This is a genomic window from Pedococcus sp. P3_C7 (genome assembly GCF_056402615.1).
The window spans coordinates 32371-55979 of sequence record NZ_JBFUHC010000002.1; the positions used below are offsets into that span (position 1 = coordinate 32371).

Sequence of the window (23609 nt, forward strand, 5' to 3'; positions counted from 1 at the left end):
CTGTCTCGTCCTTTACGGCGAGTCCCCGGTGCGGGGAGGATCGGTGGTGTCGACTGGGCGGGAGGAATGCCGGACGTGGCGACGAGTCAGCGGGAAGTGGCTCTGCAGGGCCTGCACGACCGCCATGCGTCGGAGCTCTGGCGTTTCGCGCTGCGGCTGACCCGGGACCCACAGGTCGCCGAGGACGTCGTGCAGGAGTCGTTGCTGCGTGCTTGGCGCGACCCCGGGCTCGGCACCCGCTCGGAACAACAGGCGCGAGCCTGGCTGTTCACGGTGGTTCGCAACCTGGTGGTGGACCGCTGGCGCAGTGCCGCGTCACGGCACGAGGTCGCGGGAATCGACTTCGTCGAGCCGGGCGTCGGCGACCGGTCCGGTGAGGTCCTGGACCGCTGGCTGCTCACCGATGCGCTCTCCTCCGTCTCACGCGAGCACCGGCAGGTCATCGCTGCCGCCTACTACGAAGGGAGAACCGTGGCCGAGATCGCGGCCGAGCTGAAGGTGCCGGAGGGGACCGTGAAGTCGCGGCTCCACTACGGGTTGCGCAGCCTGCGACTGGTCCTGCAGGAGAAGGGGGTGACCGGACGATGAGCGCCCCCGACGAGTACACCGACTGGGATGCCGCCTACGTGCTGGGAGCCCTGGCCGTGGCGGAGCGCCGCGAGTACGAAGAGCACCTCGCGGGCTGTCCCGCCTGCCGTGCCGCGGTGGCCGAGCTGGCCGGGCTGCCGGGCCTGCTCGCGCAGCTGCCACCCGGCGAGGTCCTCGCCATGGACCTTGGCGGCACAGGAGGTTCCGGAAGTGCCGCCGGCGTGGATGCCGATCGCGACGTCCTCAACCTCGAGCCCCCGGCCTCATTGATGCCCGCCCTCCCGACCCGTCCCACCGGACTCGGTCGCAGCACCTGGTTGGCTCCCGTGGCCGCCGCAGCGGCCGCCCTCCTCATCGGAGGCGTCGGCGGGTATGCCGCCTCGAACGCCTGGCGGGACGGCCCACCTTCCGGCGGCACCGGTTCGACGACCGGGTCGACCCTGCCCGGGGGTGCGGTGGCGGGGCGGTTGGCGTTCACCGCGGTCGAACCGTCCCTGATGACGGCCGTCGTCGACGTCGTGCCCATCGCGAACGGTACCGAGCTGCGTGTCGAGTGCCAGTACGCCCGCCTGACGGGCAGTGCAGGGAGCACGACCGGAACCGGCAGCCCGAGCGGCACTCGGACCTCCAGCAGCTCCGGTGGTTCAGGAGGCGCTGCTGGTTCCGGTGGTGACTACCGCATCAACTACGCGATCTGGGTCGTGGACCGGGCCGGGCGAGCCACCGAGCTGCGGGACTGGACCGCACGGCCGGACCGCATCATGCACCCGGTCGGGGTGTCCACGCTTCGGGTGGCGCAGATCGCGGCGGTGGAGATCCGCCAGGTCGACACGGGTCACACGGTGATGCGAGCGAGCCTGACCTGAGCTGCGGAACGACCGTTTTCCGTCGCGCGCCGTGCGGGTGTTATTGTTTCGTCCGCATCAGGGGCTGTGGCGCAGTTGGTAGCGCGTCTCGTTCGCAATGAGAAGGCCAGGGGTTCGAATCCCCTCAGCTCCACCAAGAGGTGACGACACAAGGTGTCGTTTTCACCGACAGAAGGCCCGGCCCGGTTCACCCCGGCTGGGTCTTCTGCGTTCCCCCGGCGGCAACGCGGGCTCGGGCTCAACGCCGTCTACACGGACAGGGCGACGGTGATGTACACGGCGAGCAGCGCCACGCCGACGCCGACGGTCATCGGCACCGACATCCGCTGGTTGTCCTCCCGGGCCGAGGCTGCCCTGCCGATGGCGAGCGTTCCGAGAGCTGCCGCGACGGCCAGAACCAGACGGACTGCCGTGCTCATGCTTGCTCAGCCCTTCGCCTCATGCCGCGAACGTAGCAGCGCTGCCGTGGCGCAGTGCGGGCACCGTGGCGGGCGGCACTGGCCACAGCCCCGTCGCCCGTAAGGTGGCCCCGCCCCACCTTCACAGCTGAGAGACGACATGAACGCTTCAGACCCGCTGGTCATGCCCGCCCGCGTGCCAAGTCCCGCCAAGCCCGCGGCCTCAACCAGGCCGGGAGCCAAGTGGCTGCTCGAGCACCGGGTGCAGCCGGTCGGGCCGGAGTCGGGCGAGGAGCACGCGAAGCCGCACGCGTGGTGGAAGGTGATGACCCTGACCGGGGTCGACTACTTCTCCACCTTGGCGTACCTGCCCGGCATCGCCGCACTGGCCGCCGGGGCTCTCTCGCCCTTGGCGACGCTGCTCATCGTCCTGCTGACCCTCCTCGGGATGCTGCCGATGTACTCCCGCGTCGCCAAGGAGAGCCCGCACGGCCAGGGGTCCGTGGCAATGCTGGAGGACCTGTTGCCGTTCTGGCGCGGCAAGGTCTTCGTGCTGGTCCTGCTCGGTTTCGTGGCCACGTCCTGGATCATCACCATCACCCTGTCCGCCGCGGACGCGTCGGTGCACGTCCTGGAGTCCCCGTTCTTCCCCGACGCCCTGCACGGGCACGCCGTGGCCATCACTGTGTTCCTCCTGCTGGTCCTGGGTGGGGTGTTCCTGCTCGGCTTCAGCGAGGCTGTCAGCGTTGCCATCCCGCTCGTGGCCGTGTTCCTGGCCCTGAACGCTGTGGTCGTCGTCAAGGGCATCGTCGAGGTCTTCACCACCGACGGCGCCCTGTCCGCCTGGACGTCCGCCCTGTCAGACAGCGGCGGCCTGAGCGGGGCGATCGGGCCCGCCGTCATCGCGTTCCCGCTGCTGGTGCTTGGCCTGTCCGGGTTCGAGACGGGGGTGTCGATGATGCCGCTCGTCGCTGCCGACGGCGAGAACGCCAAGGAGAAGCTGGCCTCTCGGATTCGCAACACCCGCAAGCTCCTCGCAGGTGCCGCGCTCATCATGTCCGTCTACCTGCTGTCGACCAGCTTCGTCACGACGGTGCTCATCCCGGCGGAGGCGTTCAAGACGGGCGGGGAGGCCAACGGGCGCGCCTTGGCGTACCTGGCGCATGAGTTGTTCGGTGACGGGTTCGGCACCGTGTACGACATCAGCACCATCCTCATCCTGTGGTTCGCCGGCGCGTCCGCCATGGCGGGGCTGATCAACATCGTGCCCCGCTACCTGCCGGCCTACGGCATGGCGCCGGAGTGGGGCCGGGCCGTGCGCCCGGTGGTGCTTGTCTACACGGTCATCTGCATCGTCATCACCTTCGCGTTCGGCGCCGACGTCAACGCCCAAGCGGGCGCCTACGCCACCGGAATCCTGGCCATGATGGTCTCCGGCGCCGTCGCCGTGACCATCTCCGCCTACCGGCACGCCCAGAAGGTCGCGGGAGCGGGGTTCGCGGTCCTGACTCTCATCCTGCTGTACGCGCTGGTGGAGAACATCCGCGAGAAGCCGGACGGCATCGCCATCTCCGGGTTGTTCATCCTGGGCATCGTGGTGGTGTCGCTGGTGTCGCGAATCAGCCGGACCACGGAGCTGCGGGTCGATCACATCGAGTTCGACGAGGACGCGCGCCGATTCATCGAGGAGTCCGTCGCCCATGACGGTTTGCTGAACATCATCGCGAACAAGCGCCAGGCCGGCGACGAGGCCGAGTACGTCGCCAAGGAGGCCGAGCAGCGGTCCATGAACCCGGTTCCGGGCCGTTCGGACGTGCTGTTCCTGGAGGTCGACATCGACGACCCGTCCGACTTCGCTGACGTGCTGCGGGTGCAGGGCGTCGAGGTGGCCGGCTACCGGATCCTGCGGGTGGCGAGCCCGGCGGCGCCGAACGCCATCGCCGCCGTGCTGCTGGCCTTGCGTGACGCGACCGGGTTGCACCCGCACTGTCACTTCGAGTGGTCCGAAGGGTCCCCAGTCGTACACCTGCTGCGCTACCTGCTTCTGGGACGGGGTGACACCCCACCTGTGGTCCGCGAGATCATCCGCAAGGTTGAACCCGACCCGACCCAACGGCCCAGCATCCACGTCAGCTGACCGCTACCCGGGGCACGCGGCCACCCGCTCTGCCCACACCACGGACACGACCGTGGCCGACACCTTCGGCATGGTCACCAGGAACACCAACTGGCAGCTGGCCAGCAAGCTGAAGCTGAACTTCCCCACACACCTTCTGACGGTTGGCGGTCAGTCGGCGCGGCCTGGCACAACCGCAGCATCGACCAGTGCTTGTGCCGAAGCCTTCGCTGCCTCAGGCGCGTCAGGGCTGGCGTCGAGGGCGCCGCTGGCCAGCCCGCCGTCGAGCAGCAGGGTGAGAGAGCGAGCCAGGCTGTCGGGGTCGCGCGCCCCGGCCTGCTCGGCCAGCCCTCGCACCCACGAGAGGACGGCCGCCTTGTGGGCCACGGTCCGGTCGTGGACCGGGGTGCCCGGTTGCGACTCGGCCGCGGCGTTGATGAACGCGCAGCCGCGGTAGCCCTCCCGGCGGCACGCGCTGCCCAAGGCGTCGAACAGGCCGACGAGCTGATCGGCAGGGTCGGGGCCGGCTGCTGCGGCTGCGTCGTGGAGCTGCCCGGACCACACGTCGTCGACCTTGCCCAGGTAGGCGACCACGAGGTCGTCCTTGGCTGGGAAGTGCTTGTAGAAGGTCGCCTTGGCCACCCCCGACTCGGCGATGATCAGGTCAACCCCCACGGCCCGGATGCCGCGGGCGTAGAACAGCGCGAAGGCGGAGTCCAGGATGCGCTCGCGAGCAGCGCTGGGGCGCGTCGGGGTGGCGATGGACATCGGGCTCCTCGTGCGGCGGTAGGGGCGTGTCACAGCATACCTTGCAAGTAGACAGATCTGTCTGTTAGGTTCCGTGGCGAGGTAGACAGATCTGTCTATGAAGCACGCAACCGCTTCCAGGAGTCATCATGAACATCGCAGTCCTCGGTACCGGCATGGTCGGACAGGCCCTCGCAGGCCGCCTCCTCGAGCTCGGCCACGACGTCGTCGTCGGCACCCGCGACCCCGAGGCCACGCGCCTCCGCGACGAGGCCGACGGCATGGGCAACCCGCCGTTCAGCACCTGGCTCGCAGCACACCCTTCGGCCGGACTGGCCACGTTCGCCGACGCCGCCGGCGCGGCAGAGCTCGTCGTCAACGCGACCAGCGGCTTTGGCGCCCTCCCCGCCCTCGAGGCCGCGGGTGCCGACAACCTGGCGGGTAAGCCGATCCTCGACATCTCGAACCCGCTCGACTTCTCGGCCGGCTTCCCTCCCACCCTGTGGGTCAAGGACACCGACTCGCTCGGCGAGCAGATCCAGCGCGCCTTCCCGCAGGCGCATGTCGTCAAGACCCTGAACACGCTCACCGCCGCGCTGATGGTCAACCCCAAGGACCTCGGCCAAGAGTCGTCGGTCTTCGTCTCGGGTAACGACGAGGCGGCCAAGGCGACGGTCACCGAGCTGCTCAAGAGCTTCGGCCACACCGACGTCATCGACCTCGGCGACATCACCACCGCGCGCGGCACCGAGATGCTGCTGCCCGTCTGGCTGCGGCTCATGGGCGCCCTTGGCACTGCCACCTTCAACTTCAGAATCGTCCGCTGAAGTTGTAACCGCCGCACGGCCGGGGTTCGACGATGGAGCACACGGCCGCAGAACCTGGAGCGAACAGCTCGCGCGGCAGCCCAACGAGCGCTCCTGACATCACACGTAGGACCGCACACGAATGACGAAGCGTCCCCTGCCCGACAATGCGGGCAGGGGATGCTGTGGTGCAACCGTCTTGCCATGTGACCGCTAGGCGGTGTGTCCCCATCGCACCCCGAGCTCGCCCCTCAGGACGAGGGCCAGGGGCCTACCGAGCCGCGTTCGATGAGCTCGGTCGGCAGCCGTCGATGCGCCACCGCGCCCCCTGCTCCCTCGATGCGTGACAGCAGCAGGCGGCACGCCGCCACCCCGATCTCGTAGGTCGGCTGGGAGACGACAGTCAACGCCGGGCTGACCAGGTCAGCCCACTCGGTGTCGTCGAAGCCGAGCAGGGACACGTCCTCCGGGCAACGAATCCCCGCGCGCGCTATGGCGTGGAACGCCCCGAGCGACTGCATGGCGTCGAAGGCGAGGATCGCAGTGGGCCGGTCCTCCAGTGCCAGCAGCCTGGCCGTCTCAGCCTCCCCGTCCTCGCGTCGGTAGCCACCGGAGGAGATCAGCTCCGGTCGGATCGGGACACCTGCCGCCGTCATCGCGTCGCGGAAACCGGCCGCGCGGGCGCCGACAGTCGTTGCCGACGCCCGCTCGACGCCCTTCATGTCGGGACGCAGCATGCGTTCCAGCATCGCGTGCGTCCCACCCGTGAGGATCGCGATGTCGCGGTGGCCATGGGCCAGCAGGTGCTCGGTGGCAGTTCTCGCGGCCTTGCGGTTGTCGATGCCGACGGTGTCGGCCTGCAGTCCGGCCACGCTCCGGTCCAGCAGAACCACCGGTATGCCGGCCGCGATCACTTCGCTGAGATGTGACCTGTCGCCGCCGTCAGCCGGGCACACCACCAAGCCATCAACTCGTCGCTCAGTCATCACCCTGACAGCGGTCTCCTCCTTGTCGAGCTCCTCGTCGGTGTTGGCCAGCAGCACCTCGAACCCCTGAGCCCGCGCCGTGTCGGCGATGCCGCGCAGTGAACGACGAAAGAAGGGGTTCTCGATGTCTGACATCACGACGCCGAGGGTGCGCGTCGACCCGGTGATCATGCTGCGCGCCAGGCTGTTGGCTCGATATCCAAGCTGTTCCGCGGCGGCCAACACCCGCTCGCGGGTGCTCTCGCGCACGGAGCCGTAACCGCCGAGCGCCCTGGCGGCGGTGGCCGTGGAGACTCCCGCTTCACGCGCGACATCTGGCACCGTGGCGATGCCGCGCGGTTCCACGCTCCTGCTCACAGCGCTCCTTCGAATGCGTGTCGTACCAACGGTTTTGGCGTTCTGTCGAGTCATCCGGTATGCCGGTCGGCCGCCGCGAGCGCGCGGGTCCCGGGTGGCCCGTCCGCGGCTCACGACCGACGACTTCCTGGCCTGACCTTAGCCGGTGTCGGACTGCCTTGACGCAGGGGATCTGACCAATTTCCGGGAACCCTCTTGACAGGAGCCGAGTGGATTGAGAACGTTCTCACTCATCAGGTTGAGAACGTTATCAAAAGCGAGCTACTCGCGGATTGGAACCAGGAGCACCGATGACCGAAACCCTTCCCCTCAAGCCGATCGACGCCGACATCGTCGACAAGCTGACGGCCACCGTCGCGGAGCGCGAGGCGATCGCGACCGTGGTCCGCGACGTCGTGGAGCGCGGTCTGCGCAACGTCTACTTCGTCGGCGCCGGCGGCTCCATCATCTGCAGCTACCCGGCCCACTACCTGCTCCAGCAGAAGGCGTCGTTCCCTGCCTTCCAGGTCCAGAGCGACGAGCTGAACACCGCCGTCCCTGCACTCATGGGTCCCGGCTCACTGGTCGTGCTGGCGTCCTACACCGGCACGACCAAGGAGACGGTCGCCGCCGCCAAGACCGCCAAGGCCACCGGCGCGACGGTCATCGCTGCGGCCAAGCCCGGCAGCCCCCTCGCCGAGGCGGCTGACAAGGCGTTCACCGGCAAGAGCGACCTGTTCGAGCTGGTCGTCGCCTTCGAGCTGCTCGCCGCCACCGGCGCCGAGCTGAACACCGACGCGGTCGACCAGGCCCTTGCGGCTCTGCCCGCCGCCGTCCGGCACGCGGTCGAGCAGGCCGAGCCGGAGCTCGCCGACATCGCCGACGCGTTCAAGGACGAGCCGATCACGTACGTCCTGGGCTCCGGACCCAGCTACGGCTGGGCCTACGGCCTGGCGATGTGCTTCCTTCAGGAGATGCAGTGGAAGCACGCGGCAGCGTTCAACTCCGGTGAGTTCTTCCAGGGCGCTTTCGAGATGGTCGACGACGACACCGCCGTCCTGCTGTGGGTCGGCGACGACGCCTCGCGGCCCATGGGGGAGCGGGCCAAGGACTTCCTGGACCAGTACTGCAAGAAGGCGCAGTACGTCGACGTGCGCGACCTCGAGCTGCCCGGCATCCCCGAGTCCGTCCGAGGCGACGTCTCGCCGATCGTCGTGGGTGCGCTGGCCAACCGCCTCGCCCAGCACTACGAGTCGGTCCGCGGTCACGACCTCGAGACGCGTCGCTACATGTTCAAGGTCGAGTACTGAGCATGACCGCTGACCTGCTCAACTTCGACCCGGCACGCTACCTGCGCATCCAGACGGGTGCCGTTGGCCTTGCCGAGCAGCTCGACGCCGTGGTGGCTGACGCCCTCGGCTCCGGCGTGACCAACGTGGTCTTCGCCGGAGCCGGCGGCGCGGGCATCCTCATGCAGCCCGCTGCCGCCCTGCTCCGCGACCGTTCGACCTTCCGCGCAGACGTCGTGCTGCCGGCCGAGCTCGTCCTGACGGGCTCGGCCACGGTGGGTCGTGACACCTTGGTGGTCATCCCGTCGCTGTCCGGAACCACCGCCGAGAGCATCGCGGCCCTCGAGTTCGTCAAGGCTGCCGGCGCACGGGTGCTGGTCCTCACCGGCCACCCGGACACCCCGCTGGGCATCAAGGCCGACGTCAGCCTCGTGAACTTCGCCGAGGACGACACGTCCTGCGAGTCGTTCTACCTCCAGTCGCTCCTGCTGTCGCTGTCGATCCTGGCGCGCACGGGCATGCTCGAGGACCACGCAGCCGTCGTCGCCGAGCTGACACGTCTGCCCGAGCTCCTCCTCGACGCCAAGGGCGCCTTCGAGGGGCGAGCGTCCGCGTTCGCCGAGGCGATCGCGGCCAACCCGTGGCACATCGTCACCGGGTCGGGCACCACGTGGCCCGAGGCCTTCTACTACGGCATGTGCATCCTGGAGGAGATGCAGTGGATCCGGACGCGCCCCGTGCACGCCTCGGACTTCTTCCACGGCACCCTCGAGCTCGTCGAGGCTGAGGTGAGCGTCATCCTCCTCAAGGGCGAGGACGTCACCCGGCCCCTGGCAGACCGGGTGGAGCGCTTCGTGTCGGGCCTCACCGAGAAGCTGCTCGTCCTCGACACGGCTGACGTGGAGCTGCCCGGGATCTCGCAGACCACGCGGGGCCTCGTGTCGCCGGTCATCCTGGCTGCCCTGCTCGAGCGGGTCAGCGCCCACCTCGAGGTGCTCCGTGACCACCCGCTGACGACCCGCCGCTACTACCGCCGCATGGCGTACTGAAGGACGGCCTCATGAACGTCACCCTGCTCACCCTCGGCGACAACGTCGTCGACCGGTACCTCGAACGGGGGGTGCTCTACCCCGGGGGAAACGCGGTCAACGTGGCCGTGCACGGGCGTCGGTGCGGCGCCGGCGCGGCATACATCGGTGCGGTTGGCACGGACCTGGCCGGGCGCGCCGTCCTGGACGCCCTGGTGGCCGAGGGGGTGGACACCTCGATGCTGAGGATCGTCGAGGGCCCGAACGCCTCGGCGGACGTGCGGGTCGTCGACGGGAACCGCGTCTTCGACCACGGGGACCCCGGGGTGTCGAGGTTCCTGCTGACGCCGGCGGACTTCGCTGCCGTCGCAGCGGCGACCATCGTGCACACCGGGGAGTGCTCCATGGTCGAGGGCCAGCTGGCCGACATCTCCGCCGCGGCGCCACGGCTCTCGTTCGACTTCTCCGAGCGCCCGCACGACTACATCGCGGAGTACGCACCGCTCGTCGACATCGCCATCCGCTCACTGCCCTTCGCCACTGTCGTCGAGGCCGTCGACGAGGCCCGGCGCATCCGGGACCTCGGCCCGAGCCTCGTCGCGGTCACGATGGGCGCCGGCGGTGCGGTGGCACTCCAGGGCGAGCAGGTGGTGCACGCCCAAGCACCAGCCACTCCCGTCGTCGACACCCTCGGAGCCGGAGACGCCTTCATCGGCCGGCTCCTCACCGGCCTCATCGCCGACACGCCGCTCCCGATGCTCCTGAGCGCCGCGACGGCATACGCCTCAAGCACCTGCGCCACCTTCGGCGCCTTCGGGTACGAGACCTCACTCGAGGGACTCACTGCACCGCTCAACCCCATCCACAAAGGAGTGGACCTCACATGAAGCACACCACGCGCAGCGCATCCTTCGCCGTGCTCGCCGCCGCGACCGCGGTGGCCCTGGCCGCCTGCGGCGCGCCCGGGACGGCCAACCCTGGTGCGGGAGGAGCCAGCAGCCAGAGCCTCACCGCACCAGCCGAGAAGTCGGGCACCATCACCATGGTCACCAAGTTCGCCGACCCCAAGTACGCCCCCTACTTCGAGAGCGTGACCAAGGCCTACGAACAGGCCAACCCCAAGGTCACCATCAAGCTCGAGCAGGTCGGCGACCAGCCCTACAAGGACAAGATCCGGGTGCTCTCGGCGTCCAAGCAGCTGCCCGACATCTACTTCTCGTGGGCCGGTGACTTCGCCAACAAGTTCGTCCGTGCCGGTCTGGCCGCCGACCTGACGTCGGTCATCGGGCCCGACACCGAGTGGGGCAAGACCTTCTCGCCGGCCGCCCTCAAGGCGTTCGAGACCAAGGGTAAGAACTTCGGTGTGCCGATCGACCTCGACGCGAAGTACCTGGCCTACAACAAGGCAGCCTTCACCAAGGCCGGGATCAGCGGCGCTCCCGCCTCCCTCGAGGAGCTCATCGGGGCCTGCGACAAGCTGAGGACGGCGGGCTACACGCCGATCGCCTTCGGCAACCAGTACGGCTGGCCCGCGATCCACTACATCACCCAGCTCAACGCGTACAACGTCGCACCAGCCACCCTCGCCAAGGACTACGACCCGGCCACGGGTGCGTTCACGGATCCCGGCTACGCCAAGGCGGTCGACCAGTTCAAGGACATCGTCACGCACTGCTCCAGCAAGGACGCCAACGGCGTCTCGCACGAGGCCGGGCAGGCGAACTTCCTCAACGGCAAGGCCGCCATGCACTACCTGGAGTCGGTCGAGTTCCAGGTGCTGACCGCCAAGGGCGGTGCCCCGAAGGAGCTGGCCGACAACTGGGACTTCATGCGGCTGCCCGCACCCCAGGGGGCGGCCGGTGACGTCGGAGCCCTGACGGGCGCACCGGACGGGTTCATGGTCAACGCGCAGAGCAAGAACGCGGCGCTCGCCGTCGACGTCCTCAAGTTCATCACCACCCAGCAGAATGCCGCGAAGCTCACGGCTGACATCGGCTGGCTGAGTCCCGTCCAGGGCTCGGCGACCTCGGCGAACTCGTTCCCGCAGCTCCAGTCAGCACTCGCCGACATCAGCAAGGCCAACCAGTTCGCGATCTGGCTCGACACGGTGACCAACGCTGAGGTGGCCAACGCCTACCTCTCCGGGATCGAGGGCGTCATCTCCGGCTCGAAGACGAGCAAGGACGTCATGACCGGCGTCCAGGAGGCCGCTGCCAAGGCCAAGAAGCAGGCTGGCTGACCTCACCCCCCAGGTGGGGCGGGCGGATCATGGGACCTGCCCGCCCCACTGACCGAGGACCACCCGGTCCGACCTCGACACGGTTGGTCAGCGTCGACCGACCAACGCCCACCCCGAGGAGGGCATGACATGAGCACCACGTTGATGCGATGGCGGTCGCTGGCCTGGGTCCTGCCCGCGCTGGTCCTGCTGCTGGTCTTCGTCTACTACCCGATCGTCGACAACCTGCGGCTGAGCCTGTTCTCCTGGAACGCGTTCTCGGTAGCGCCGACGTTCGTCGGGCTCGACAACTACCGCACGGCGTTCCACGACCCGATCTTCTGGACGGCACTGCGGAACAACACCGTGTTCGCGATCGTGTCACTGGTCTTCCAGGTCGGGTTCTCGCTCGTCCTGGCGGCCCTGCTCGAGGAGTTCGTGCACGAACGACTGCGGGGCATCCTCCGCACGATCTACTTCATCCCCGCTGTCATCTCGATCACCGTCGCGGGCATTCTCTTCTCGTTCCTCTACAACCCCGAGATCGGGCTCGTGAACCGCCTGCTCGGCGCAGTGGGGCTCGAGAGCTGGCAGCACTCGTGGCTCGGGGAGCCCGCCACCGCCATGGGCAGCATCATCGCGATGAGCCAGTGGCAGTCCATCGGCTACACCGCGATCTTGTTCGTTGTCGGAATCCAGCGGATTCCCAAGGAGTTCCACGAGGCTGCGAAGGTCGATGGCGCTGGCCCGATCCGGAGATTCTTCTCGGTGACCGTGCCCATGGTCCGCGAGATGACGACGCTCATCATCATCCTCACCGTCTCCGGCGCCTTCCTCGTGTTCAACGAGGTGATGGTCATGACCGCAGGTGGGCCCTCGAACTCCAGCCAGGTGCTCGGCACCTGGCTCTACCGCAACGCGTTCCTCAACGACGACATGGGATATGCGTCCGCCATCGCCACGGTCATCTTCGTGATCACGCTCGCCATCGGCGCCATCCAGATCGTCGTGAGCCGCCGACGGAGGATCCAATGGTGATGTCAGCCTCCAGCCCGACCCCGACCCCGAGCCCGACCCCCACCCCCACCCGCCGGAAGGCGGCTAGTTCGACCCCGGCCATGTCGGCGGACACCCCGGCAGTGCGGAGGTCGACGCGGGCAGCTCGTCGCGTCGGAGCCCGCGCAACGCGCCTGGCCGTGTGGCTCGGGCTCGCACTGCTCGTCGTCGCGGTCCTCTATCCCTTGCTGTGGATGGTCTTCAGCAGCTTCAAGAGCAACCAGGAGGTCTTCGCGAGCCCATGGGGCCTGCCGGGCGAGCTGCGCTGGGGCAACTTCGGCAGGGCCGGCAGCGCCGGGGTCGTGCGCTACTTCGTCAACAGCGTCCTGGTGACGTCCGCCTCGATCCTCACCACGGTCCTCCTCAGCGCCTGGGCTGCCTATGGGCTGGTGCGTCTGCGTGTCCCCTTTGGGGGGGCGATCCTCGGGCTCCTGCTCGGCGGGCTCATGCTCGCACCGACCGTGGCGCTCATTCCCCTCTTCGGCCTGCTGCAGCGGCTGCACATCTACGACAGCTACTGGGCACTCATCGTGCTCTACACCGCCTTCCGCATTCCCTTCACGACCTTCCTCATCCGGGCCTACATGATCGACATCCCCTCCGAGGTCGACGAGGCGGCCACGTTGGACGGATGCTCGCCCACCCAGGCGTTCTGGCAGGTCATCCTGCCGATGTGTCGACCCATCCTCGTCTCCGCGGCACTGTTGCAGGCGCTCTTCGCGTGGAACGAGTTCGTGTTCGCCCTGGTCTTCATCAGCACCGGAGATCTCAAGACGCTGCCGGTGGGGCTGATGGACATGCAGAGCCGGCTGCTCACCGACTGGCCGGTGCAGTTCGCCGGGCTGACCATGGCCGCGCTGCCCATGATCGTGCTGTTCCTCATCGGCCAGCGGCAGTTCCTGCGCGGGCTGACCGACGGCATCGGCAAGTAGCGCCCCGTACACCACTCCGAGACTGAAAGGGCCGCCTGGCTGTGGACCTGGTCATCTTCGACTGTGACGGCGTGCTCGTCGACTCCGAGCCGATCGGGGCGCGGATAGGTGCCACGGTTCTGACCAGCCTGGGGTGGGAGCTCAGCGCCGACCAGGTGATGCAGCGGTTCCTGGGCTGCTCGGAGGCGTACTTCCAGGCGGAGGTCGAGCGGGAGCTTGGCCGACCGCTCCCGAGCGGCTGGGACGACGAGTTCGAGTACCTCTACGACGCCGCCTACGCCACCGAGCTCGAACCGGTCGAGGGCATCGTCCCGCTGCTCGACGAGCTGACCGACAGGGGCATCGCCACCTGTGTGGCCTCCAACGGCGGCCATGACAAGATGCGGCGCACGCTGGGCGCGACGGGACTGCACGAACGCTTCCAGGGGCGGATCTTCAGCGCCCAGGACGTGCCACGCGGTAAGCCCGCACCGGACCTCTACCTCCACGCCGCCCGCACCATGGGAGTGGGGCCAAGCGGGTGCGTGGTGGTCGAGGACAGCCCGCCCGGCGTCGCAGCGGCCCGGGCAGCAGGCATGCGCTGCATCGGGTATGCCGCCTCCACGCCGGCCGAGCGCCTGGCCGGTCCGGGGGTCACGGTGTGCTCGACGATGGCGCAGGTAGGGGACGAGCTGCTGCTCGCAGCGGGCCTCGGCAGCCGCTCAAGTGGGGCCTAGCGGGAAACGGGCATGAACTCCGCGATGCTGCCGTGAGCACGCATGGCACGGATTCGTTCACCGACAAGGTCATAGGCGACGCAGTAGGGGATTCGGCCATCTCCCGTAGCAGCCGCGCCGCTGCCTTCGATGTAGGCGGCTCTCTCAGCGAAGACCAGTTGGGAGGTCCGCAAGTCCTGGAGTCGAGCGTGGAGGACGTTGATCGCGTCCTGAACTGCCTCGGGTCAGCAGTCACTGCTCTCTCCATCGCTCCTGAAGATCGTCCGATTTCTCCCGCCAAGATTGTCCCTGGTCTCGAGATCGGCGCCCACCAAAGGACTCAGCTACCAGCGTCTCCCTCAACCTCTGATGGGCGCGGCGTGCTGGATGCAGGTTCGTGCGGTTGGTCTGGCGTCCAGCCGCGCGGCGGGAATGGGTTCCTGGCACACCTCACAGATCCCGTAGGTGCCCTGCTTTAGTTGGAGCATGGCGGCCTCGATGCCGGCGAGATGGTCCCGCGCCCCCTCAATGAGCGCCGCCAATTGTGAGCGTTCGTAGGCGATGGTTTGACCCTCGGGGTCGTGTTCGTCATCGGCATTCGAGTCAGCCGATGCGGCGAAGAGGGATTCGAGATCCGTTGTCATGCTTGCAAGTCGGGCGCAGACTTCGTCCCGCTCCTCGCGCAATCGCTCAGCAGCGGACCCAAGCTCAACCTCCGGCCTGGTGCCACCGGGGGCGCGTTCGACTGAGGAATCGTCAGGTGGGTGGCCCATCTCCACAGCCTCCCCCAACGAGTCATCCGACGCCATCGCCATCAGCGGGTGGGTTGGAGCCCCGCCCGAGTGGTGCAGTAGTCGGATGTTGTGCCGCAGGGGCGCCCGGGTGTCAACAGCCGGGCAGCTTGAAGCTGGCGATCCGAGTCGTCCACCCGTTTCCGTTAGGTGCCGACGCCGCGCTGGCCGCGGTGTAGTACTCGTTGACGTACCAGAACGTGCAGTCGTCGACGGGGTCCACGGTCAGGTCGGAGTAGTCGCCCCAGCGCGAGTTGGCTGTGGTCTGGGCTGCGGTCCCGTTGACGATGGTGCCTTCGCCCAGTGGCATCTGGCCGAGCGGGTCAGCCGCCATCCGCCCGGTGTAGCGAATGCCCGGAAACACATTGGTGCCGTTGACCACGCTGTAGCCCAGCCCGAAGTTTCCGTTCTTGTCGGCCGCGATGCTCCCCATCCACCGGTGGACGCCGTCGGCGGGCGCGTAAGTGCCCTGCTGGCGCACGCTGTAGACGCCGTTGGTGCGCCGGATCTCATACCAGCGCACGCCGGCAACCCCCGGCATGGCCTCGACCGACTGGTTCGTCAGCAGTGACTCAGAGGTTCCGAGGTTGCGGTAGGCCAGCCGGAAGGTCGGCCGCTGTCGGTAGGACAGGATGTCGAGGTACTGCGCCGTGTTGGTGATGCCCGGCTGGGGGAGGCAGTCCCTGGAGCCGAAGCCACCGATACACGGGAAGTCCGAGTCGAACGAGGCGACAGGCAGCTGCGTCTTGAGGACCATCGACGCCGTCGGGGTCGAGCGCCACTTGACGTCGAACTCCCAGATGTTGAGCGCGTCGAAGGTCGCCCCATAGGGAGCGTTGTCGTCCTGGGTTCCTACAATCGGCGCGGGGGCATCGTTCTTGGGCTTGGCCTTTCCGTCCACGTCCGGTGGCAGCAGCCCGTCGCCGATCAGGTTGAGCGGCACGGCGCTGTCGGTCATCAGGAAGCTCACCGCACGCGCGCCTGGATCGCCCAGGATCATCTTGTTGCGCTCGAGCCCGTAGACGCCGATGCCGTAGATGCTCGGATCGAGAATGCCGAACTCGCGGGTGGTGATGATGTACGAGTCCTTCCACACGCCGTACTTGGGGTAGTCGGGGAAGTTGAACCCGGTGGTAAACGCGTAGCGGTAGTACGAGCCGGTCGGGTCAGGACTCGTCGAGACGGCAACGCAGTTGTAGAACTGGTTGAGCGGCTCGTCCGGGTAGTCGATCCCGCGCGTGGTGAACTGGGTCAGGATCCAGCGGTCGGCCACCTGGTCGTACATGACCACCGGGTCACCGGACGGCTCCGTGCACTCGTCGATCGGGAAGTTGTTCCACAACGTGCCGGTGTCCACGGGTCCCAGCAGCCGCGTGCCGCTCTTGGAGTAGACCGCGAAGACGAGGTTGACGATCTCCACGTAGTGGTTCGGGCCGACCTCACCATTGGGATCGGGTGGGTTGACCCTGCCGCCGAAGACGTCGAAGTTGTCCTGGTTGCTCAGACCTTCGAAGTTTGCCTGGGTGCCCGGGATGGCGAGGGCGCTGGGCGAGGCGTCGGACTGCAGCGCCCCGTCGGCCGCGCTGCCCCGGGTGATAGCCGACCTCAGGTTCGGGTCTCGGCCCACCACGTCGGGCCGCGCTGCGCCGTGCTTGGCGGCCTTTGCCAGTTCACGAAGTGACGGCGACACGTCGAACGCCGCTGCGTTCGTGAACTTCGGCTTCAGCTTCTCGGGCGCCTTCGCCGAGGCGGCCTGTGTCGTGGCCCCGGGCAATACCAGGGCCGCGACGAGCGCAGCCGGGACGAACAGCCATAGCGGCCGACGGACGAAGTGCGGGGCGGCGTTCATCGACGATCCTCCCGATCCAGCCTGCCAGCGCATCCTCCCGCGAAGGGATGACCCGCACCTCCAGCAAACTGCGTAGCTCTGCCCCACACTCGCGCTCACCGGTCTCGATGACGGTTCAATCGATCGCTGAACCCGTGCATCCGTCAGACCCCCAGCCGACACCACCTTTCACTCGAGGGGTGGATCCTCGACCAGCGCCTCGCCGCAGCCAAAGCCAACCTGGCACTTCGAGGCTCACTTCCGAGCCACGTAAGGGCTTACCCACACCGACTGGCGCGTCGCCAACGGCTCGCCGACGTAACCCGGATTCCACTCACTTTCGACTCTTCGATGAGTTCTTCCGTCTCGCCGGCGAAGGTCGGGTCAACGCCAGGGGGATGCCTTAGCTCCCGATCACCGCTCGACTGGGTCTCGCTCACGACATGTACCTGGCGGGTCCGCCCGTGCCTCTGCATCGCACTGTCTTTCGGGTGCTAGCAACGACGGAGAGACTGCTTCCGCGTTCTGGCTCCTGAGCGGCCAGAACGCGGGGGTATGACGCGGGGTGCAGGACTCGTCCAGCTGTCTTATCAATGAATCATCGGATTCCCAAGCGCTAAGCCAACGGGCACCCGTAGCCTCGATCCATGCCCGAGGAACCTCGCCCGACGTACGTCCTCGTCGACGGGGAGAACATCGACGCCACCTTGGGCTCCATGTTGGGACGGCGTCCCCGCCCTGAGGAACGTCCTCGGTGGGAGCGTCTTCTGGAGTTCGCGCGGGAGCGATGGGGACATCCCGCGAACGGTTTGTTCTTCCTTGCCGCGAACGGCGAGCTTCCGATGGCCTTCGTGCAAGCCTTGCTTGCGATGGGTTATCGACCAATTGCGCTTTCCGGCGACAGTGCCGTGAAGGTTGTGGATGTCGCCATTCAGCGAACCCTTCGAGAACTTCGCAAGCGCGACGCGGATGTGCTCTTGGTCAGCAATGACGGGGATTTCGTCGAGCAAGTGCACGACCTGCTCGACGGCAGACGGGTGGGCGTCGTCGGCTTCGTCGAGTTCCGAAGTCTCGCATTCTCGGAACTGCGCGAGAAAGGGCTCGAAACCTTCGACCTGGAGTACGACGTACGGGCCTTCAACGAACGGATGCCACGCGTCCGCATCATCCCCATCGAAGAGTTCGACCCGACTCAATTCCTGTAGATCCCAGAGGAGCCGGTCTGCGATGCCAGTAGGCACCAGGGATCCGTCTCCGGACAGCTCGTCAGCAGCGCCCTAGTGTCGCCTGTCTCGCGACGAAAAGACCCACCTCCGGGGGGCCTGGTCGACATGCATGGACGCCATTGACCGTGGTTGCTCTGAGCACCCACAGCGACACTAGGCCCCCTGGCGGGCCGCCAGCTTCGCCGCACGCTCCTCGCGGCGGGCGACGAACCGACCGGCCTCCTCATCGAGGGAGGCGACGGCGGCCGCGAGCTCCTCCCGGGCCTGCTCACCCGCGGCGTCAAGGCCCTCAAGGTCCCAGACGCCCCACTGACGCAGCATCGGGGCCACGATGTCGTCGTGGTGGATGCGCAGGTCGTAGATGCCAGCCATGGCCATCTGCACGGCTTTGCGTCCGAACCCGGGGATTATCGAGCCGGGCATCTGGAACGTCACGACCTCGTCGGTGATCGCCCGCATGGTTTGGCTCGGCGTCAGCTCCAGCGCCGCTTGGACGAGGTTCCGGTAGAAAATCATGTGGAGGTTCTCGTCCTTGGCGACCCGCGTGAGCAGCTTCTCGGCGATGGGCTCTTCCGTGTAGCGGCCCGTGTTCCTATGCGAGACACGGGTGGCCAGCTCCTGGAACGAGACGTAGGCGCAGAGGTTAAGCAGCTGCTTGTCGCCCGAGTCGTAACCGGTCTCCATCGTGTCCATCCGGGCCCGCTCGAGCTCGTTGGGGTCGACGCCTCGGGTGACGAGCAGGTAGTCACGGATGCAGAACGCGTGTCGCCCTTCTTCGGCGGTCCAACGGTTGACCCAGGTCCCCCACGCGCTGTCGCGGCCGAAGGCCTGGTCGATCACCCGGTGGTAGCTGGGCAGGTTGTCCTCGGTGAGGAGGTTGACCTCCAGCGCCGTCCGGGCGATCGGCGAGAGCTGCGACTGGTCCGGCGACCACGGGTCGCCCCCAAGCTCGGCGAAGTCGCGGCCGCGCGACCACGGGACGTACTCGTGCGGCATCCAGTCCTGAGCGGCTTCGAGGTGACGGTTGAGGTTCTCCTCGACGGTCGGCTCGAGGGCGGCGAGCAACTGGGTGCTGTCGAGTGCGGCGGCCACGGGGTCCTCCTCGTTAACGAGCGCGTAGTCGCGCCCACCCCTGCTTACACCCTCCGAGCTCGCCGATACACAGTTGTGAGCAGGGCCGTGATGGCCGAACGTCAAATTCGTCAGTCGGTGGACGGCGGGACGAGCGCCTGGCAGCTTCGGATGGATGCCGGGGAAGTCGTCGGACGTCGCGTTCAGCGCGTCCACGGGCATGCCAGCTGCACACGCCAACGTCGCCTCGGCAGGGAAGGACGCACGCGGCGGTTAGACGCACGTCGTCGTCGTGCAGCCTTGGGGCATGGAACGCTTCCTGAAGTGCCGTACCCATGGGGCAGCGCCGCATCCGCCGAGCGGGTACGACCGGCCTCTGTTACGTTCCGATGATGGTCAATGTCGGTGATGTGATTGAGAACCCGGTCACCGGGGAGCGGATCACGTTCGTGCGGACGAGCGAACAGACCGGTGGTGCGCTCGCGGAGCTGGACCTCGAGTTGAGCCCCACGGCCTTCTTGGCAGCGGAGCACATCCATCGTTCGCAGGAAGAGAAGTTTCACGTCCTTGAGGGCCGCATCCTGCTGCGGTGTCGCGGTGAAGAGTCGCTGAGCGGCCCAGGGGACACCGTGGTCGTGCCTGCGGGCGCCCCGCACGCGTGGGCGCCGCACGGCGGCGCGGCGGCCAGAGTGCGCATCACCTTCACTCCAGGGGCCGGCATCGAGCAGTTCTTCGATGAGTTCTTCCGTCTCGCCCGCGAAGGTCGGGTCAACGCCAGGGGGATGCCCTCGCTCCCGATCACCGCTCGACTGGGTCTCGCTCACGACATGTACCTGGCCGGTCCGCCCGTGCCCCTTCAACGCACTGTCTTTCGGGTGCTAGCAACGACGGACAGGCTGCTTCACCGTTCTGGCTCCTGAGCGGCCAGAACGCGGCGGAAAGGCGCAACCCCTGGATCGCAGCAAAAGGGTGCCTTGCGTTGAACACCTTCAGGAAGTCGGGTAGACGATCGACGGAAGGTGACTGCGCGTTGCCAGCGCGGCAGCATCCTGCTTGAAGGCGCTGGATCGGCCGCGCAGGTTCAGGTCCGGCAACATCATCGCCGTGCCCACTGCTCTCTCGTAATCTCGAACCGGAAGCCACCACGCTCCGCGCCCTCGACGCCCTGCATGTCGTCGGGCGTGGGGATCGACTCGACGACCGACATGCCGACCTTCTCCATCACTCGCTGTGAGGAGACGTTCAGCGCCATGGTCTCGCCCCAGATGGTGCTGACATCCAGCTCCGAGAAGCCTTTGTCCACAAGGGCATTCGAGCCCTCGGTCGCGTACCCCTTCCCCCATGCGTCCCGGCGGAGCCTGTAGCCGAGCTCGACCTCGTCCAGCGGACCGGTGCGCTGCGGGCGCAGGCAGAACCAACCGATGAAGGCGCCGGTCTCCTTCTCGTAGGCCGCGAACAGGCCGAACCGACCGTTCCACCGCTCATACGCGGCGAGGAGGCTAGGTATGACCTCGTCACGAACGACGTCGTCCGACAGCGACGGCTCGCCACCGGTGAGGTACCGCATCACTGCGGGGTCGCTGTCCAGCTCGATCAGCAGGTCCGCGTCCTGCGCTGTGAACTGGCGCAGGACCAGGCGCTCGCTCTCGACGTAGTCGCTCATGCTGGAAGCATGCCCAGGGCGATCCGCATCGCCAAACGAGTTTCGGTCGGGCCGGCCCTTCCCCCGTCCCTCGCAGGGATGGCTGGGGGCGATCAGACACCGGTTCGCGGCGGAATGACGCATCCCACCGGTGGAGGCTTCTCCGCATTTCTCCTGTTCGCCTTCGGCTACCGGTTCTTTGACGGACTAGCGCACCGCGTCGCGCTGGGGTGAGGGATAGCGGTCGCCTGCTGCGTCATCAACTGACTCGAGCCAGGAAAAGGGTCACTCCTGGGGTCGTGAGCGTGCATCCCCTGGGGCAGTATCTGCGCACCTCGGCGGCCACGATGCCGTGCTCTACGACATGCAGGTTCGTGCCGCACTCGGGGCACGGCGTCACAGTGACTCGCACATGGTTGGGCATGTGCACGAAGCTACTTCGTAGGCGGGACAGAAGCCCCCCATAGATGCAGTAGCCCGTCCCCACACCATCTGACATAGACCGTTCCCACGACGACTAGGCAGACACGTAGGCCCGGGGACCGAAGCTCTCTGTGATGGAAAGTCGCAAGGAACTGCCCGACACAGCTGTGAAGCCGGCTCAAACAGCCCGAGAAGGTTCCACCGTTCGGATGAGTCCGTGTCAGCTAGATAGACGATGAGCCATCACCCGAACGGCCTGTATATTTGGGGCAATCGGGACAGTGAGGGATCTGGCTTTACCAAGCCTTTACGCGATGATGACTGCTTCTTGACCAGGCACTAGTGTTCGAGATGTGCCCGCAGGACGATCTTGGGGAAGGTCGCCTCGGGGCCAAACAGGGGGTAGGGCTTTGGCTGGTCTGGTCGCTGCAGGGGGATCGCGACCAGACCAGCCAAAACCCGAAATGGGGAAGCTCCGCAGCCGCTGAAGGTCTGGCGAGGGACATGCGAGTCCATGTCACCTCCCCGCCAAGTGGGCTTGGGCACCGGATCGCGGAATGCTAGGACGGTGACTTCAAAGTCGTGCACGGACGCCTCGGCGCCTCTCCAGTCTGGCGCGCAACCATCCGTGTGGCTGAAGCACAGTTTCGCCTGGGCAGGCCTGGCGTAAACTGAACCGGCGGACATGCGCGGGCCGCGGTCGATCTAGCTGGATCGTGGGGAGGGCCGATGGCGGACAACTTGTTTGAGGGATTCTTCATCGTCGCGTTCGCGGTCGGAGTCGTGTCGTTTCTGTGGTTGGCGATTGCCGGAGTGGTGTCGCGGCACCGCGATCACCGGACGGCAGAGGAGCGTTGGGCTGACGATCACGGGGACGAAGACCCCGACAAGGTGAAGCTGTATGGCGGGCCGAGCTGGACTGGTCCTGGTCCAGGCTTCTGATCTCTGACGGCAACCAGGCCTCTAGCAGGTTTCTGGGTGAAGCCATGTCGGTGATGAGTCCCCCGTCGCGGGTGGGTCGCTCAGTCGTAGTGCTGCAGGGTCGGCCACAGGGCGGCCCACCCGGTGGAAGGGACTCGGCATAGGGCGACCACGCTGCCCTGCTCCTCGTTGTCGACCCCAACACCGTTGTCCATGGTGTCCATCCACTGACAATCGTCGAAGTGCCTGTTCAGGTCCGCGAAGTCCTCGGTCCAGGCGAGCACGACGTCACGGTTGTGGGGCGGCGGCCCTTGGAAGTACAGCTCGTTCTGACCGCTGAAGACGGGGGGCAGGTCGCGCCCGTATCGCGCGACGGCTCCTGCCTCACCGTAGTTGCCGGTGAAGACCACCACTCTGGGGCGCTGCCCGGGCGGGATCCGCTCATAGGCGGCACGCAATGTGTCGACGTATGCCGGCCAGCCGACTTGGTCGCCGATCGTCGGGTTCAGCGCGGCTTGGACGCTGACGTGTGACAAGGGAAGGAGCGGCAGCGCAATGAACGCGTTCACGGTGCCGTTGAGGGCGACCGCAGCGACGAGCAGCCAGGTGGGGCCTCGGTCAGTCGCCCAGCCGGCGGCCAGGACGAACGCAAGCAGCCCGAAGGCGTAGTAGATCTGCCCCCCGGCCAAGAAGGTGACGGCCAGCGCGACCAAGGTAGCCAGCGCTAGGCCTCGCAGCGGCCGCCAGGCGGAACGGCGCAGCAAAGAAACGAAGCCGAGGACTACGACCCCGAACAGCGGTGGCCCGATCAGCAGAACCTGGTAGGGGATCAGCTGTGCTCGGACGTCGCTGGCGTTGTTGTGGTTCAGCGCGCGAGCCATGGTCAGCTGCGGGAAGTGATGGGTCGCCTGGTAGAGCAGTGTGGGCGCGGCCAGCACAAGGGCGATGACCACTCCGGCGAGGAGATGGTGTGAGCTGAGGACCGACCGTGGTCCCAGACCCAGGATTCCGGCCGCCAGGGATAGCAGCAGGATCGCGACGAGCAGCTTGTTGTCGGCTGCGACGCCGAGGACGGCTCCCGCAGCGAGCCACCACCGGGAGTCGCGCAGCAGCGCGCGAGTCACCGCCAGCAGTGCGGCCGCCCAGAGGGTGAGGTCGATGGTGCCGGTGACGAAGTAGTGGCCGCCCAACAACGGCAGCGCAGTGGAGGCGTAGCCCCAGGCGGCCAGCCCCTGAGCGCGGCGACTTCCGCCGAGCTCACGCGCGGTCAGGGCCGCCAGCACGACACCTACGGCGGTGACAAGTGGCGCCAGTGCCCGCAACCCGAAGACCGTGTCACCAAACAGGCGGATCGACACTTTCGCCAACAGCGGAGTGAGGAACGGCTGGTCTACGTAGCCCCATCGCGGGGGCAGCATCCGGAAGTACAGCTCGTCGCGGTGGTAGCCGTATCGCGACAGGGTGGCGTAGAGCAGGGCGCAGACAACGGCTACCGCCGCCGCGATCCAGCGCCATGGTGGGGGCGTCAGGTCGGTGACGATCGCATCACCGCCGCCGTCTGCCGACCGTGCCCCACCCGACCAGGACGTCATAGCCATACTCGCCTCGCCGCCTAACGGGTTTCCGGCGCAGAGCCTAACCGGCAC

Annotated in this window: 22 protein-coding genes and 1 tRNA gene; 15 read left to right on the forward strand and 8 right to left on the reverse strand. The window is 67.3% G+C overall.

From position 1 onward, the window contains the following. Positions 1–75: 75 nt before the first annotated feature. The 3 genes from AC1DS4_RS03400 to AC1DS4_RS03410 all read left to right on the forward strand — a co-directional run bounded on the left by AC1DS4_RS03400 (position 76) and on the right by AC1DS4_RS03410 (position 1590). On the forward strand, positions 76–588 hold the full coding sequence (locus AC1DS4_RS03400; protein WP_477616028.1) for a sigma-70 family RNA polymerase sigma factor: 513 nt from the start codon (positions 76–78) through the stop codon (positions 586–588). Next, positions 585–1454, forward strand: a complete 870-nt coding sequence (locus tag AC1DS4_RS03405; RefSeq protein ID WP_477632995.1) for an anti-sigma factor family protein — start codon at positions 585–587, stop codon at positions 1452–1454. The genes AC1DS4_RS03400 and AC1DS4_RS03405 overlap by 4 nt, the downstream gene beginning before the upstream one ends. 60 nt (positions 1455–1514) lie before the next feature. Beyond that, positions 1515–1590, forward strand: a tRNA-Ala gene (locus AC1DS4_RS03410). A gap of 112 nt (positions 1591–1702) precedes the next feature. On the opposite strand, the gene AC1DS4_RS03415 is transcribed toward AC1DS4_RS03410, so the two are convergent. Beyond that, complete coding sequence (locus AC1DS4_RS03415; protein WP_477616026.1) at positions 1703–1873, reverse strand: hypothetical protein; 171 nt, start codon at positions 1871–1873, stop codon at positions 1703–1705. A gap of 139 nt (positions 1874–2012) precedes the next feature. Here AC1DS4_RS03415 and AC1DS4_RS03420 point away from each other — a divergent pair, with 139 nt between their 5' ends. After that, a complete protein-coding gene (locus tag AC1DS4_RS03420) occupies positions 2013–3989 on the forward strand; it encodes an amino acid transporter (RefSeq protein ID WP_477616025.1) in 1977 nt (658 codons plus the stop codon). A 150-nt stretch (positions 3990–4139) separates the two neighbouring features. Here AC1DS4_RS03420 and AC1DS4_RS03425 read toward each other — a convergent pair whose 3' ends face one another. After that, complete coding sequence (locus tag AC1DS4_RS03425) at positions 4140–4736, reverse strand: TetR/AcrR family transcriptional regulator (protein WP_477616024.1); 597 nt, start codon at positions 4734–4736, stop codon at positions 4140–4142. A 128-nt stretch (positions 4737–4864) separates the two neighbouring features. Between AC1DS4_RS03425 and AC1DS4_RS03430 the strand changes: the two genes are divergently transcribed. Beyond that, positions 4865–5542: an NADPH-dependent F420 reductase gene (locus tag AC1DS4_RS03430; protein WP_477616023.1), complete on the forward strand. Its 678-nt coding sequence runs from the start codon at positions 4865–4867 to the stop codon at positions 5540–5542. 230 nt (positions 5543–5772) lie between these two features. Here AC1DS4_RS03430 and AC1DS4_RS03435 read toward each other — a convergent pair whose 3' ends face one another. Further along, entirely contained in the window at positions 5773–6864 is a 1092-nt protein-coding gene (locus tag AC1DS4_RS03435) for a LacI family DNA-binding transcriptional regulator (RefSeq protein ID WP_477632996.1), read from the reverse strand. Between the two features lie 290 nt (positions 6865–7154). On the opposite strand from AC1DS4_RS03435, the gene AC1DS4_RS03440 reads away from it, so the two are divergent. The 7 genes from AC1DS4_RS03440 (at position 7155) to AC1DS4_RS03470 (ending at position 14082) form a co-directional block, all read left to right on the forward strand. After that, positions 7155–8153, forward strand: coding sequence for an SIS domain-containing protein (locus tag AC1DS4_RS03440; RefSeq protein ID WP_477632997.1), 999 nt, complete (start codon positions 7155–7157; stop codon positions 8151–8153). Positions 8154–8155: 2 nt separating this feature from the next. Continuing rightward, positions 8156–9181, forward strand: coding sequence for an SIS domain-containing protein (locus tag AC1DS4_RS03445; protein ID WP_477632998.1), 1026 nt, complete (start codon positions 8156–8158; stop codon positions 9179–9181). A gap of 11 nt (positions 9182–9192) precedes the next feature. Then, a complete protein-coding gene (locus AC1DS4_RS03450) occupies positions 9193–10047 on the forward strand; it encodes a PfkB family carbohydrate kinase (protein ID WP_477632999.1) in 855 nt (284 codons plus the stop codon). Beyond that, a complete protein-coding gene (locus AC1DS4_RS03455; protein ID WP_477633000.1) occupies positions 10044–11399 on the forward strand; it encodes an ABC transporter substrate-binding protein in 1356 nt (451 codons plus the stop codon). Before AC1DS4_RS03450 ends, AC1DS4_RS03455 begins: the two co-directional genes overlap by 4 nt. Before the next feature lie 129 nt (positions 11400–11528). Continuing rightward, positions 11529–12416, forward strand: coding sequence for a carbohydrate ABC transporter permease (locus tag AC1DS4_RS03460; protein WP_477633001.1), 888 nt, complete (start codon positions 11529–11531; stop codon positions 12414–12416). Beyond that, on the forward strand, positions 12416–13366 hold the full coding sequence (locus tag AC1DS4_RS03465) for a carbohydrate ABC transporter permease (protein WP_477633002.1): 951 nt from the start codon (positions 12416–12418) through the stop codon (positions 13364–13366). The genes AC1DS4_RS03460 and AC1DS4_RS03465 overlap by 1 nt, the downstream gene beginning before the upstream one ends. 41 nt (positions 13367–13407) lie before the next feature. After that, entirely contained in the window at positions 13408–14082 is a 675-nt protein-coding gene (locus tag AC1DS4_RS03470; RefSeq protein WP_477633003.1) for an HAD family hydrolase, read from the forward strand. Between the two features lie 338 nt (positions 14083–14420). Here AC1DS4_RS03470 and AC1DS4_RS03475 read toward each other — a convergent pair whose 3' ends face one another. Together AC1DS4_RS03475 and AC1DS4_RS03480 are read right to left on the reverse strand one after the other, a co-directional pair. Continuing rightward, entirely contained in the window at positions 14421–14705 is a 285-nt protein-coding gene (locus tag AC1DS4_RS03475; protein WP_477633004.1) for a TraR/DksA family transcriptional regulator, read from the reverse strand. 241 nt (positions 14706–14946) lie between these two features. Continuing rightward, positions 14947–16701, reverse strand: a complete 1755-nt coding sequence (locus AC1DS4_RS03480; RefSeq protein WP_477633005.1) for a hypothetical protein — start codon at positions 16699–16701, stop codon at positions 14947–14949. A 626-nt stretch (positions 16702–17327) separates the two neighbouring features. Here AC1DS4_RS03480 and AC1DS4_RS03485 point away from each other — a divergent pair. Next, entirely contained in the window at positions 17328–17885 is a 558-nt protein-coding gene (locus AC1DS4_RS03485; RefSeq protein ID WP_477633006.1) for an NYN domain-containing protein, read from the forward strand. A 174-nt stretch (positions 17886–18059) separates the two neighbouring features. Here AC1DS4_RS03485 and AC1DS4_RS03490 read toward each other — a convergent pair whose 3' ends face one another. Further along, complete coding sequence (locus AC1DS4_RS03490) at positions 18060–18998, reverse strand: acyl-ACP desaturase (protein ID WP_477633007.1); 939 nt, start codon at positions 18996–18998, stop codon at positions 18060–18062. A gap of 371 nt (positions 18999–19369) precedes the next feature. On the opposite strand from AC1DS4_RS03490, the gene AC1DS4_RS03495 reads away from it, so the two are divergent. Then, positions 19370–19897 (forward strand): cupin domain-containing protein, encoded by a 528-nt coding sequence (locus AC1DS4_RS03495; RefSeq protein ID WP_477633008.1) that lies wholly within the window; start codon positions 19370–19372, stop codon positions 19895–19897. Positions 19898–20073: 176 nt separating this feature from the next. On the opposite strand, the gene AC1DS4_RS03500 is transcribed toward AC1DS4_RS03495, so the two are convergent. Beyond that, complete coding sequence (locus AC1DS4_RS03500; protein ID WP_477633009.1) at positions 20074–20640, reverse strand: GNAT family N-acetyltransferase; 567 nt, start codon at positions 20638–20640, stop codon at positions 20074–20076. Positions 20641–21771: 1131 nt separating this feature from the next. Here AC1DS4_RS03500 and AC1DS4_RS03505 point away from each other — a divergent pair. Beyond that, positions 21772–21984 carry a hypothetical protein gene (locus AC1DS4_RS03505; RefSeq protein WP_477616008.1) on the forward strand — a complete coding sequence of 71 codons (213 nt, stop codon included), beginning with the start codon at positions 21772–21774 and terminating at the stop codon, positions 21982–21984. 80 nt (positions 21985–22064) lie between these two features. Here AC1DS4_RS03505 and AC1DS4_RS03510 read toward each other — a convergent pair whose 3' ends face one another. Continuing rightward, complete coding sequence (locus tag AC1DS4_RS03510; RefSeq protein WP_477633010.1) at positions 22065–23561, reverse strand: glycosyltransferase family 39 protein; 1497 nt, start codon at positions 23559–23561, stop codon at positions 22065–22067. Positions 23562–23609 lie beyond the last annotated feature (48 nt).